This window comes from Arthrobacter sp. UKPF54-2 (genome assembly GCF_007858535.1).
Classification (GTDB): domain Bacteria; phylum Actinomycetota; class Actinomycetes; order Actinomycetales; family Micrococcaceae; genus Arthrobacter.
In genome coordinates, this window is record NZ_CP040174.1 from 74,903 (window position 1) to 87,322 (window position 12,420).

Below are 12,420 nucleotides of genomic sequence, written 5' to 3' on the forward strand. Positions count from 1 at the left end.
TTAGCCTTCGACGCCGAGGCGCTCCAGGATCAGCTCCTTGACGCGGCCGGCGTCGGCCTGGCCGCGGGTGGCCTTCATCACGGCACCGACGATCGCGCCGATCGCCTGCAGCTTGCCGCCGCGGATCTTGTCCGCGACGCCGGGCTGCGCGGCGAGGGCCGCATCGATGGCTTCGAGCAGCGGGCCGTCGTCGGAGACAACGGCGAGGCCGCGCTTCTCGACGATTTCCGCCGGGGCGCCCTCGCCGGCGAGCACGCCGTCCAGGACCTCGGAGGCCATCTTGTTGTTGATCTTGCCGTCCTCGACCATCTGGTTCAGTTCCACGATGGTTTCGGGCTTGACGCCGAGCTGGCCGGGGTCGACGTCGGCGTTCTTGGCGCGGCCGACGATCTCGCCCATCCACCACTTGCGGGCCACCGTGGCGGTGGCGCCGGCGGCGATGGTTTCCTCGATTTCGTCCATCACGCCGGCGTTGACGACGTCGCGGAACTCCAGATCCGAGTAGCCCCAGTCGGCCTGCAGGCGCTTGCGGCGGGCGGCCGGCGGCTCGGGCAGCGTGGCCCGGAGCTCCTCGACCCACTCGCGGGAGGCAACCACGGGGACCAGGTCCGGTTCCGGGAAGTAGCGGTAGTCATCCGCGTCGGACTTGGGCCGGCCCGAGGTGGTGGAGCGGGTGTCCTCGTGCCAGTGCCGGGTCTCCTGGATTACCGGCGCACCGGAGTCCAGGACGGCGGCGTGGCGCTGGATTTCGTAGCGGACGGCGTGTTCGACGGCGCGCAGCGAGTTGACGTTCTTGGTCTCCGAGCGGATACCGAAGCGTTCGCGGCCGTGCGGGCGCAGCGAGACGTTGGCGTCGCAGCGGACGTTGCCGCGCTCCATCTTCGCGTCCGAGACGCCGAGGTTCTTGACGATCTCGCGGACCGCGGCCACGTAGGCCTTGGCCAGTTCGGGGGCGCGGCTGCCGGCGCCCTCGATCGGCTTGGTGACGATCTCGACCAGCGGCACGCCGGAGCGGTTGTAGTCCACGAGCGAGTAGTCCGCTCCCTGGATGCGGCCGGCGGCGCCGCCCATGTGGGTGAGCTTGCCGGCGTCCTCTTCCATGTGGGCGCGTTCGATCTCGACGCGGAACACGGTGCCGTCGGAGAGTTCGATGTCCAGGTAGCCGTCGTACGCGATCGGCTCGTCGTACTGCGAGGTCTGGAAGTTCTTCGGGGTGTCCGGGTAGAAGTAGTTCTTCCGGGCGAAGCGGCAGCTCTCGGCGATCTTGCAGTTCAGCGCCAGGCCGATCTTGATCGAGGACTCGATCGCGGTCTTGTTCACCACGGGCAGCACGCCGGGCATGCCGAGGTCCACCTCGTTGACGTTGGTGTTCGGCTCGTCGCCGAAGACGTTGGGCGCGGAGGAGAACATCTTGGTCTTGGTGTTGAGCTCCACGTGGACCTCGAAGCCCAGCACGGGGTCGTACTTCTCCATCGCCTCTTCGAAGCTGAGGGTTGCGTCAGTCATTAGTGAGAACCTCCGTGGCTCAAGGCTGCGTTGTTTAGGTCGGGGGCACGGTCCAGGAGCGGGCCGCCCCACTGCGCCTCGAGCAGCGACTCGAGCACGGCACCCACACGGTACAGCCGGGCGTCCTGGCGGGCCGGGGCCAGCAGCTGGACGCCCACGGGCAGGCCGTCCTCGTCGGCGAGGCCGCCGGGCAGGGACAGGCCGGGCACACCGGCCATGTTGGCCGGGATGGTGGCGACGTCGTTGAGGTACATCGCCAGCGGGTCGTTAAGCTTCTCGCCGAGCTTGAACGCCGTGGTCGGCGCCGTCGGGGAGATCAGCACGTCGGCCTGGGCGAACGCGGCGTCGAAGTCGCGCTGGATCAGGGTGCGGACCTTCTGGGCGGAGCCGTAGTAGGCGTCGTAGTAGCCGGCGCTCAGGGCGTAGGTGCCCAGGATGATGCGGCGCTTGACCTCGTCGCCGAAGCCGGCGGCGCGGGTGGCTCCCATCACGCGCTCGATCGTCAGCGGGCCCTCTTCGGGCAGGACCCGCAGGCCGAACCGGACGCCGTCGAACTTGGCGAGGTTGGAGGAAGCCTCCGAGGGCATGATCAGGTAGTACGCGCCGAGGGCGTACTTGAAGTTGGGGCAGGAGACCTCGACGATCTCGGCGCCGGCGCCCTTGAGCAGCTCGAGGGCCTCGTTGAAGCGGTTTTCGACGCCGGCCTGGTAGCCCTCGCCGTGGAGTTCCTTGATGATGCCGATCTTCATGCCCTCGACGTTGCCGGTCCGGGCCGCGGCCACGAGGTCCTCGAGCGGGTCCGGCAGCGAGGTGGAGTCGCGCGGGTCGTGGCCGCCGATGACCTGGTGCAGCAGGGCCGAGTCCAGCACGGTGCGGGAGACCGGGCCGATCTGGTCCAGCGAGGAGGCCATGGCGATGGCGCCGTAGCGGGAGACGCCGCCGTAGGTGGGCTTGACGCCGACGGTGCCGGTGACGGCGCCGGGCTGGCGGATGGACCCGCCGGTGTCCGTGCCGAGGGCCAGCGGGGCTTCGAAGGCCGCGACGGCGGCAGCCGAGCCGCCGCCGGAGCCGCCCGGGATGCGGTCCAGGTCCCAGGGGTTGCGGGTGGGGCCGAACGCGGAGTGCTCGGTGGAGGAGCCCATGGCGAACTCGTCCAGGTTGGTCTTGCCCAGGATCGGCATCTTGGCGGCGCGGAGGCGCTCCACCACGGTGGCGTCGTAGGGGCTGTGCCAGCCTTCGAGGATCTTGGAGCCGGCGGTGGTGGGCTGGCCGATCGTGACGATCAGGTCCTTGACGGCGATCGGGACGCCGGCGAGCACGTGCAGGTCCTCGGCGGCGGCGCCTCCCGCGGCGCGGATGGCGTCCACCTCGGCGGCGACGGCGAGGGCTTCCTCGGCGTTGACGTGCAGGAAGGCGTGGACCTGGCCGTCGACGGCGGCGATCCGGTCCAGGTGCGCCTGGACGACCTCGACGGCGGTGACCTCGCGGGCAGCGAGCTTCTCGGCGAGCGCGGCGGCGGAGAGGCGGAACAGTTCGGGGCGGGTTTCAGTCATGGTCTTAGTCCTCATCCAGGATTGCCGGGACCTTGAAACGGCCCTCATACGCGTCGGGGGCTCCGGAAAGCGCCTGCTCGGCCGTGAAGGTGTGGCCCACCACGTCCTCGCGGAACACGTTGGTCAGCGGGATCGGGTGCGACGTGGCCGGGACGTCATCACCGGCGGCTTCACTAACGGACTTAACCGACTCCACGATGACGGCGAGTTCGCCGGCCATCCTGTCCAGCTCTTCAGCACTCATCTCGATGTGCGCGAGACGCGCGAGATGCGCGACGTCGTCGCGGTTGATCGCAGCCATGGATCTCCCCTGCAAGGTACGGATTATTTTCCGTCCCAGTCTACGTGTCTACACGCCCTGCCGCCGTCCGGCGCCAGGCCGGCGGTGGTCGCCTTTCGGCGGCGGGCCGGACGATCCTCCGCGTGCTCGCTCGTTCCTCGCTTAGACGCACGCTTCCGGATGTCCGTCCCGTCGCCGATGTGCCGCCTTCACCTTCAGCGATCGCGGGCTCCCCCTCAGTGCACGAGGAGGCAGGGTGCGGAAAATCTTCCGCACCCTGCCTCCTCGTGCCTGTTGGTTTCTTAGCCGATGCCGATGGCTCCGGTGAGGACTCCTACGGCGAGCATAACCAGGGAGATGACGGCGGTGCGCCAGAGGACCTTCTTGTGGTGGTCGCCCAAGTCCACTTTGGCGAGGGAGACCAGGAGCAGGATGGCCGGGACCAGCGGGCTCTGCAGGTGGAACGGCTGGCCGGTGATCGAGGCGCGGGCCATGTCCGCGGCACTGACGCCGTAGTGACCGGCGGTTTCGCTCAGGACCGGCAGGACGCCGAAGTAGAAGGCGTCGTTGCTCATGAAGAACGTCATCGGGATGCTCAGCACGCCGGTGATAACGGCCATGAAGGGGCCCATGTCCGCCGGGATGATCTGGACCAGCCATTCCGACATCGCCTTGACCATGCCGGTGCCGTTGAGGACACCGGTCAGGACGGCAGCCGCCATCACCATGGAGACGACGGCGACGATCGACGGGGCGTGGGCGATCAGCTGGGCGCCCTGGTCCTTGACCTTCGGGAAGTTGACCAGCAGGGCGATCGCGGAGGCCACCATAAAGACGAACGGGAGCGGGATGATGTTGGCGACCAGCGTCACCATGACGGCAACCGTCAGGCCCAGGTTGAACCAGAACAGCTTGGGACGGAGAGTTGCGCGGTTCGGGTCCAGGGCGGTGTCCGCCATGGCGGTGTCGCGGTCGTCAACGAGGTCCTCGGTGCGTTCCAGGACCGCGACGGAGGACCCTCCGCCGGCCGGGGCTCCCCCGGCGGGGCCGTTGCCCTTGCGGCCGAAACCGAAGCGGCCGGTGCCGCCGGTGCCGCCGGTGCCGCCGGTGGGGGAACCGCCGTCGAACTCAACACCCTCGGCCCAGATTTCCGGGGCCACGGTGCGCAACCGGTTGCGTTCCTGCAGGCCCAGCAGCCAGGCGAAGACAAACACAACGACGAGGCCGGCGATCAGCGAGGGGATCATCGGGACGAAGACATCGTTGACGTCGAGCTTCAGCGCGGTGGCGGCGCGGGCGGTGGGGCCGCCCCAGGGCAGGATGTTCATGGTGCCGTTGGCCAGGCCCGCCACGCAGGTCAGGACCACGGGGCTCATCTTCAGCCGCAGGTAGACCGGCAGCATGGCGGCGGTGGTGAGGATGAAGGTGGTGGAGCCGTCGCCGTCGAGCGAGACCGCGGCGGCCAGGATCGCGGTGCCCAGCACCACCTTGGCGGGGTCGTTGCCGAGCTTGCGCAGGATGAACTTCACCAGCGGGTCAAAGAGTCCGACGTCGATCATCAGGCCGAAGTAGATGATGGCGAACATCAGCAGCGCGGCGGTGGAGGTCATCGACTTCATCGAGTCGAGCACCATGGGGCCGATGCCCAGGCCCGCGCCGGCGAAGAGTCCAAAGACGGTGGGGACGATGATGAGCGCCAGCACCGGCGTCAGCTTCTTCGTCATGATCAGCACCATGAAGACCGCAATCATGGCGAATCCAAGTAATACCAGCACGGCCGGCTCCTTCTTCTGTGTTCCGCACCACTCCGCTGTGATGCGCACTACAGACGTTAGGGTGGCGCGCGTCACGGGAGTGCCTTTGCCTCATTTGATTGGCATACTGCTTGTTGGACGCATTTTGCTCATTTAGCTCACCGGCCGCCGTTGCCGCCGGATCCCGAAGGAGGGCCGCCGTGGGAGCCCTCGCACGCCGCACCCCGCTGCGGTTCACCACTCAGACGCTGCTGCTGCAGCTCGGCGTGGTGGCGCTGGTGGTGCTGCTCAGCAGCGCCGTGCACGCCTGGCTCACCTACGAGCGCCTGGGCCGTGAGGCGGAGAACCAGGCGCTGACCCTGGCCCGGACCGTGGCCTCGGACCCGGCGGTGCGGGCCGAGGTGCAGCAGATCAGCGCCCAGCCCGGCACTCCCCCGCCCGCGCAGCTGCTCGCCGGACCGCTGATGGCCGCCGCCGAGGGCGCCCGGGCCCGCACCGGCGCCCTGTTTGTGGTGATCACCGACGAGACCGGCCTGCGGCTGGCCCACCCCGACGCCGACCGGCTGGGCGAGCGGGTCAGCACGGATCCCTCCGAGGCCCTCTCCGGCCGGGAGGTCACCACCCGCAACACCGGCACCCTGGGCCCCTCGGCCGGCGCCAAGGTCCCCGTGTTCGCACCGGCATCCTCCACCGTGGTGGGCGAGGTCAGCGTGGGCTACTCCACCGAATCCATCAGCCAAAGCCTGGCCCGGGATATTGTGCCGATCGCCCTGACCGCCGCCGGCGCGCTGCTGGCGGGCGTGCTGGTCTCCTTCCTGCTGCGGCACCGGCTCCGGCGGCTGACCCTGGGGCTGGAGCCGGAGGAAATAAGCACCCTGGTGCACGACCAGGTGGCCGTGCTGCAGGGCGTGGACGACGGCGTGATCGGCGTCGCCGCGGACGGCAGGATCAGCGTCTTCAACTCCGCGGCGCAGCGCCTGCTGGGCCGGCCGGACCTGACCGGAACACCCTGGGCCGACGCCGGAGTGCCGGCGCAGCTGCTCGCGCTTACAAAGGCCGACGCCGCCGAGGGGGACGCTGTGGAACTGGTCGCCGGCGGCCGGGTGCTGGTGGCCAGCGCGCGCAAGGCCCTGCACGGCCGGGAGGACCTGGGCTGGGTGGTGATGCTCCGGGACCGCACCGAGCTCCAGCAGCTCACCCGCCAGCTCGACGCCGTGGGCACCCTGTCCACCGCCCTGCGCGCCCAGCGCCACGAGTTCGCCAACCAGCTGCACACGATCGCGGGCTTTATGAGCATCGGCCAGCACCAGCAGGCGCGCGACTTCCTGGCCCGGCTGGCCGCGACGGGGCCGTTGAAGTTCCCGGTGGACCAGGCTGAGCTGCTGCAGGATCCCTACCTGCAGGCCTTCCTCGGCGCCAAGGGTGTGGAGGCCGACGAGCGCGGCGTGGCCCTGCGGCTGGGTCCCGAGACCCTGGTCCGCGGCGTCGTCGTCGAACCGCAGGAGGTGACCACGGTGCTGGGCAACCTGATCGACAACGCCGTGAACGCCGCCGTCGCCGGCTCCGCGTCGGAGCGCTGGGTGGAGGTTGAGGTGCTGGACGAACCAGGCGACGGCGGCGGGCCCGGCACGCTCCACATCCTGGTGGGCGACTCCGGCGACGGCCTGCCGCCCGGCGACGGGCCCGAGGACGAGGGCGTTTTCGCCGAGGGGTTCACCACCGCGAAACGTCCGGCCCGGGCCGGGGCGGGGCAGGGCCTGGGCCTGGCGCTGGCCCGGCAGCTCGCCCGGCGCCGCGGCGGCGACGTGCGGGTGCTGGAGCGGGGCACGCCCGGCGGCCCGGGCGCCGTCTTTATGGCAACCCTCCCCGGAACGACCGCCGGCGCCGGTGAAAAAGCAGCGGAAAACGCAAGTGAACCCAGGGCCGACGACCTGGCAGAAGGAGACAACGATGTCTGACGATTTCCGGGTCCTGATTGTGGACGACGACTTCCACGTCGCCAAGCTTCATGCGGCTTATGTGGACTCCGTGGCCGGCTTTATGGCGCTGGCACCCGCGGGTTCGGCGTCGCAGGCCCTCCAGTCCATCCACAGCCTCCGGCCGGACCTGGTGCTGTTGGATGTCTACCTGCCCGACGCCTCCGGGCTGGACCTGCTGGGCCAGCTGGACGTGGACACCGTGATCCTCAGCGCCGCCTCGGACGCGGCGTCCATCCGGGTGGCCTTCCGGCGCGGCGCCCTCGGCTACCTGCTCAAACCGTTCACGGCGGAGTCCCTCTCCCAGCAGTTGCGCTCCTACGCCCGCTACCGGCGCATCCTGGCCCAGGCCGGGAACCTCACCCAGGACACGGTGGAACGGGCCAAGCGTGCCCTGATCCCGGGCGACGTCGCGTCCTCCGCCCGGCCGCGGTCCGCGACCGAGGCGGCGGTGCTGGAATCCCTCGAGCCGGGCGAGCAGTACTCGGCGGCGGAAGTCGCCACCCGGGTGGGCGTCTCCCGGGCCACCGCGCAGCGGTACCTGTCCTCGCTCGCGGACGACGGCGCCGTTGACATCCAACTGCGCTACGGGACCACCGGCCGGCCCGAACACCGCTACGGCGTGCGGGCGGCAGCAGGCGCCTGAGCCCGGGCTGCTGCGCTCCGGGGGCACTTTGGCACGGACACGTCGTCAACTACGGCGCCGACGTCGAACATCGCGCCCAAAGTGCCCCGGACGGTTGCTGCACGGCACCAAGCGGCTTGGTGTTACAACGCCAGGCGGTAGACCAACAGTTTGATGTCGGTGTCCGGAACGAACCAGTCGCGCTCGGGGACGCGCTGGAAGCCGGTCTTCCGGTACAGGCCGTGGGCGCTCTCCCAGGTCATCCCGGTGGTCAAAGCCACGCCGGTGATGCCGGGCAGCGACCTGGCGTGTTCGATGATGGCCTGCACCATGGCCTTGCCGGCGCCGCTGCGCTGCACCGCCGGGTCCACCACTAGCATCCGGAATTCCAGCTCGTCGGGCCGGGCGATGTCCGCGTAGGGCCCCCCCGCGACGGCGAGGGTCACGGAGCCGACAACCTGGCCGGCGCGTTCGGCCACCCAGATGGTCGCGTTCTCGTGCCGCCGGGCAACCTGCTGGATTTGCTGCATGTAGGGGTGGTCCGCGTCCTCGAAGTGGCCGGCGGCCAGGTAGGCGTCCCGGGTGATGCGGGCGACGGCGTCGTAGTCGTCCGGGGTGGCGGGACGAATGAGGATCTGCGAATGCACCTGTCCATGGTACGGGCGCACGGGCGGGCCCGGATGCCAGCGGGCGGTTTCCGTGACCGAACTATCAGAGCGGAAACTTCCCGGAGAGCTCCAGCGGCCCCGCGCAGGTCCAGGCCGCGAGCCGCTCCTCGTCCGAGGGGCCGCCGTCGAGCACGCTGGTGAGCCGGGGACGCCGCACCCAGCAGCCGGCCTCCTCCGCGATCAGGGCGCCGGCGGCGAAGTCGTGTTCGTTCAGGCCCCGTTCGCCGTAGGCGTCGTGGGTGCCGTCGGCTACGAGGCAGAGATCCAGCGCGGCCGACCCCAGCCGGCGCACGTCCGCGAACCCGTCCATCAGGCCGGCCAGCCCGGACGCCTGCTCGGCCCGGACGGCGGGGTCGTAGCTGAAGCCCGTTGCCAGGATCTGCCCGGTCCGGCCGGGCACCGGGCCGTTGAGCGCCGTGCGCCGGCCGTCCTCCTCCACCCACGCGCCTCGGCCGCGGGAGGCGTAGTAGACCCGCCCCAGCGCCGGGGCGTGGACGACGCCGGCGAGCCAGGCGCCGTCGGGTCCGGCCACCGCCACCGAGGTGCCGTAGTAGACAATGTTGCGGATGAAGTTGGTGGTGCCGTCGAGCGGGTCGACCGACCAGCGGAAGCCGCTGGCGGTCTCAGGCAACACGGTGCCGCCCTCCTCGCCGGTGATCGTGTCCTCGGGCCGGGCGCCGGTGATGACCTCGCGGACGGCGGCCTCGGCTGCGAGGTCGAAGGCCGTCACCCAGTCCCCCGAATCGCCCTTGTTGCTGACGTCCAGGGCGCCGGCGCTCCGGCTGGACAGCACCGCGGCCCCGGCGGCGGCGGCCTCCCGGGCAAGCTCCAGGAAGGCGGAGGCCTCGGGGAATTCGGCCGGCCCGGAGGTCACTCGGCCGCCTCCTGGTGGTCCTCGCCGTCCTCGACGTCGGCGTCGTCTGCCGAACCGTCAGCACCGTCTGCCCCGGCGCCGCCGTCGAGGCCGGCCGGGCCGTGCGCGAGCAGCGCGCGGAAGCCGTCCTCATCCAGCACCGGCAGGCCCAGCTGCTCGGCTTTGTCCAGCTTGGTGCCGGCGTTTTCGCCGGCCACCACGTAGCTGGTGTTCTTGGAGACCGAGCCGGCGGCCTTGCCGCCGCGCACCAGGATCGCTTCCTTGGCCTCGTCCCGGCTGAACCCCTCGAGGCTGCCGGTGACCACCACGGTCAGGCCCTCCAGGGTGCGCGGGGTGGATTCGTCTCGCTCGTCCTCCATCCGGACACCGTCTGCCGCCCAGCTGTCCACGATCTCGCGGTGCCAGTCCTCGGCGAACCACTCCTTGAGCGCCACCGCGATCACCGGGCCCACACCGTCGACGCCGGCGAGCTCCTCCTCGGAGGCCTGCCGGATGGCATCCATGGTCCCGAACGCGGTGGCCAGGGCACGCGAGGCCCGCGGCCCCACGTGCCGGATGGAGAGCGCCACGAGCACGCGCCAGAGCGGCTGGGTTTTGGCCTTTTCGAGTTCGCTGAAGAGCTTCTCGGTGGTGGCCGTCGGCTTGGAGGGGACCTTGGCGGTGCCCTTGGTGTAGAAGTAGGGCACAAGTTCGAACTCACCGGTCGGCACGCCCTTGGAGCGCTTTTCGCGGCGGATCCGGACGCCAGCGAGGTCCTCGGGCGTGAGCCGGAACAGATTCGCCTCCGTGGTGAGCGGGGCGACGTCGGGCTCGGCGGGCTGGGTCAGGGCGATGGCAGCTTCCCAGCCGAGGGCCTCGATGTCGAACGCGCCGCGGCCGGCGAGGTGGAAGACGCGTTCGCGCAGCTGCGCCGGGCAGGAGCGGGCGTTGGGGCAGCGGATGTCGACGTCGCCCTCCTTGGCCGGGGCGAGCGGGGTGCCGCAGGCGGGGCACTCGGTGGGCATGACGAAGTCGCGCACCGGCGGGTCCTGGGCGTCGCGCAGCGCCAGCACGGGCCCGACGATTTCCGGGATGACGTCCCCTGCCTTGCGCAGCACCACAATGTCGCCGATTTTGACGCCCTTGGCCTTGACGACCTCCTGGTTGTGCAGGGTGGCCATTTCCACCGTGGAGCCGGCGACCTTGACCGGCACCATCACGCCGTACGGGGTGACCCGGCCGGTGCGGCCCACGTTGACGGCGATGTCCAGCAGCTTGGTGTTGACCTCTTCCGGCGGGTACTTGTAGGCCACGGCCCAGCGCGGCACCCGGGAGGTGTAGCCGAGGGCCCGCTGGGTGGCGAAGTCATCCACCTTGACCACAATGCCGTCGATTTCGTGGCTGAGGCTGTGCCGCTTGTCGCCGTAGCGGCGGATGAAGTCCAGCACCTCGGCCAGGCCGGGCAGCACCTCGAAGTAGGGGCTGGTGGGCAGGCCCCAGTCGGCGAGCTGGCGGTAGGTGTCCGACTGGCTGCCGGTCTCCAGCCCTTCGCGGGCGCCGATGCCGTGAACGTACATCTTCAGCGGCCGTTTGGCGGTCTCCGCCGGGTCCTTCTGCCGCAGCGAGCCCGCGGCGGCGTTGCGCGGGTTGGCCAGCGGCGCCTTGCCCTCCGCGATCAGCGCCTCGTTGAACTCCGCGAACGCCTTGGACGGGATAAAGACCTCGCCGCGGATCTCCATCTCGGCCGGGAAGTTGCCGCCCTTGAGCTGCTGCGGGATCTCCTTGATGGTCAGGACGTTGTGGGTGATGTCCTCGCCGGTGAAGCCGTCGCCGCGGGTGGCCGCCCGGATGAGCACGCCGTCGCGGTAGAGCAGGTTCACGGCCAGGCCGTCGATCTTGAGTTCGGTGAGCCACGACGGCGGGTTGCCGCCGTTGCCGAGCTTGGCGATGCCGGCCTCCGCCTTGGCGATCCAGGCCTCGAGCTCCTCGAGCGAGAACACGTCCTCGAGGCTGTACATCCGGGTCAGGTGTTCGACGGCGGCGAAGGCCGCGGAGACCTCCCCGCCCACCTCCTGGGTGGGGGAATCGTTGGCCACCAGCTCGGGGTGCATGGCCTCGATGGTCTCCAGCCGCCGGAAGAGCTCGTCGAACTCGGCGTCCGAGATGATCGGGGCGTCCTCCTGGTAGTACGCGAAGCGGTGCTTGCGGACCTGCTCGACCAGTTCCTCATACTCTTCGCGGACGGCCTCGGACGGGACCAGTTCCCCGTCGGGGCTGTGGGTGTCGGTTTCTGCTGCAGTCTTCCCTGTGCTCACAGACCTATCCTGCCTTAGATCACCGACGTTGTCCGGTCATCGGCGGGACTGTGCGGCAGCGCTGCCGGCGTCGGCCACTTTGCTTGCGTCCACCACGATGCAAGACACGTTGTCGCGGCCGCCACTGCGCAGGGCTGCCTGGATCAGCTGGTCCACGGCAGCCTGCGGGTCCGGCTCGGAGACCAGGATCCGGGCGATGTGCTCGTCGTCGAGCTCGCCGTTGAGCCCGTCCGAGCAGACCAAGATCCGGTCGCCCTCCTCGACGGGCAGCAGCCAGTAGTCGGCCTCCGTCTCGTCGCCGGTGCCAAGCGCCCGGGTGACCACGTGGCGGCGCGGATGCACAGCGGCCTCGGCCATGGTGATCTCGCCGGCGTCCACCAATTCCTGCACCTCGGAGTGGTCCACGCTGACCTGGCTGAGCTTGCCCTGGCTGAGGCGGTAGGTGCGCGAATCGCCGATGTTCATCACCAGCCAGTGCGGGATGCCCAGCTGCTCCACGACGACGACGCCGGAGAGGGTGGTGCCGGCACGGGATCCGGTTGCTTCCCGGATGTCGGCGTCGGCCTGCTGCAGGGCCTGCTGGACGACGGCCGCGGTGGCGTCCCGCTCCCCGGTGGCGAGCTGCGGAACCCCGGCGAGGGTGCGCACGCAAATGCCGCTGGCGATCTCGCCGGCTTCGTGGCCGCCCATGCCGTCGGCGACGGCGAAGACCGGGTCCGCGGCGATGAACGAATCCTCGTTCACCTCACGGCGCAGGCCGCGATCCGTGCCGTAACCGGAGTTGAGTCGGAGGCTGGGGGCACCGCTGGGCGCGGTTCCGGATGCGGCTGCAGAAGCCCCGGCGGTAGGAACGGGAGCCGGCTTGGATGTCATGCCTGTCCTAGGTAGAA

The 12,420-nt window shown here is 70.1% G+C and carries 10 protein-coding genes; 2 read left to right on the plus strand and 8 right to left on the minus strand.

Annotated elements, in window-relative coordinates:
* The 4 genes from gatB to E7Y32_RS00375 form a co-directional block, all read right to left on the minus strand.
* The gene (gatB, locus tag E7Y32_RS00360; RefSeq protein ID WP_146335308.1) at nt 1-1,506 is read right to left on the minus strand and encodes an Asp-tRNA(Asn)/Glu-tRNA(Gln) amidotransferase subunit GatB; all 1,506 of its coding nucleotides are present in this window, start codon (nt 1,504-1,506) and stop codon (nt 1-3) included.
* Nucleotides 1,506-3,059, minus strand: coding sequence for an Asp-tRNA(Asn)/Glu-tRNA(Gln) amidotransferase subunit GatA (gene gatA / locus E7Y32_RS00365; RefSeq protein ID WP_146335309.1), 1,554 nt, complete (start codon nt 3,057-3,059; stop codon nt 1,506-1,508). The genes gatB and gatA overlap by 1 nt, the downstream gene beginning before the upstream one ends.
* 4 nt (nt 3,060-3,063) lie before the next feature.
* On the minus strand, nt 3,064-3,360 hold the full coding sequence (gene gatC, locus E7Y32_RS00370) for an Asp-tRNA(Asn)/Glu-tRNA(Gln) amidotransferase subunit GatC (protein WP_138769869.1): 297 nt from the start codon (nt 3,358-3,360) through the stop codon (nt 3,064-3,066).
* Between the two features lie 281 nt (nt 3,361-3,641).
* Nucleotides 3,642-5,114 (minus strand): CitMHS family transporter, encoded by a 1,473-nt coding sequence (locus tag E7Y32_RS00375; protein ID WP_146335310.1) that lies wholly within the window; start codon nt 5,112-5,114, stop codon nt 3,642-3,644.
* Nucleotides 5,115-5,293: 179 nt separating this feature from the next.
* Between E7Y32_RS00375 and E7Y32_RS00380 the strand changes: the two genes are divergently transcribed.
* Together E7Y32_RS00380 and E7Y32_RS00385 are read left to right on the plus strand one after the other, a co-directional pair.
* Nucleotides 5,294-7,051: an ATP-binding protein gene (locus tag E7Y32_RS00380; RefSeq protein WP_261382491.1), complete on the plus strand. Its 1,758-nt coding sequence runs from the start codon at nt 5,294-5,296 to the stop codon at nt 7,049-7,051.
* The gene (locus E7Y32_RS00385) at nt 7,044-7,715 is read left to right on the plus strand and encodes a response regulator (RefSeq protein ID WP_146335311.1); all 672 of its coding nucleotides are present in this window, start codon (nt 7,044-7,046) and stop codon (nt 7,713-7,715) included. The genes E7Y32_RS00380 and E7Y32_RS00385 overlap by 8 nt, the downstream gene beginning before the upstream one ends.
* A 122-nt stretch (nt 7,716-7,837) precedes the next feature.
* On the opposite strand, the gene E7Y32_RS00390 is transcribed toward E7Y32_RS00385, so the two are convergent.
* The 4 genes from E7Y32_RS00390 to E7Y32_RS00405 all read right to left on the minus strand — a co-directional run bounded on the left by E7Y32_RS00390 (nt 7,838) and on the right by E7Y32_RS00405 (nt 12,403).
* Nucleotides 7,838-8,341 (minus strand): GNAT family N-acetyltransferase, encoded by a 504-nt coding sequence (locus tag E7Y32_RS00390; RefSeq protein ID WP_146335312.1) that lies wholly within the window; start codon nt 8,339-8,341, stop codon nt 7,838-7,840.
* Nucleotides 8,342-8,405: 64 nt separating this feature from the next.
* Nucleotides 8,406-9,236: an inositol monophosphatase family protein gene (locus tag E7Y32_RS00395; RefSeq protein WP_146335313.1), complete on the minus strand. Its 831-nt coding sequence runs from the start codon at nt 9,234-9,236 to the stop codon at nt 8,406-8,408.
* Nucleotides 9,233-11,530, minus strand: coding sequence for an NAD-dependent DNA ligase LigA (ligA, locus tag E7Y32_RS00400; protein WP_146335314.1), 2,298 nt, complete (start codon nt 11,528-11,530; stop codon nt 9,233-9,235). Before ligA ends, E7Y32_RS00395 begins: the two co-directional genes overlap by 4 nt.
* A 36-nt stretch (nt 11,531-11,566) precedes the next feature.
* Nucleotides 11,567-12,403, minus strand: a complete 837-nt coding sequence (locus E7Y32_RS00405) for a PP2C family serine/threonine-protein phosphatase (protein WP_146335315.1) — start codon at nt 12,401-12,403, stop codon at nt 11,567-11,569.
* Nucleotides 12,404-12,420 lie beyond the last annotated feature (17 nt).

What these genes read in the sequence shown, in the direction of transcription:
- gatB (WP_146335308.1), bottom strand. Translation starts at nt 1,506, where the DNA reads ATGACTGACGCAACCCTCAGCTTCGAAGAGGCGATGGAGAAGTACGAC.
- gatA (WP_146335309.1), bottom strand. Translation starts at nt 3,059, where the DNA reads ATGACTGAAACCCGCCCCGAACTGTTCCGCCTCTCCGCCGCCGCGCTC.
- gatC (WP_138769869.1), bottom strand. Translation starts at nt 3,360, where the DNA reads ATGGCTGCGATCAACCGCGACGACGTCGCGCATCTCGCGCGTCTCGCG.
- E7Y32_RS00385 (WP_146335311.1), top strand. Translation starts at nt 7,044, where the DNA reads ATGTCTGACGATTTCCGGGTCCTGATTGTGGACGACGACTTCCACGTC.
- E7Y32_RS00405 (WP_146335315.1), bottom strand. Translation starts at nt 12,403, where the DNA reads ATGACATCCAAGCCGGCTCCCGTTCCTACCGCCGGGGCTTCTGCAGCC.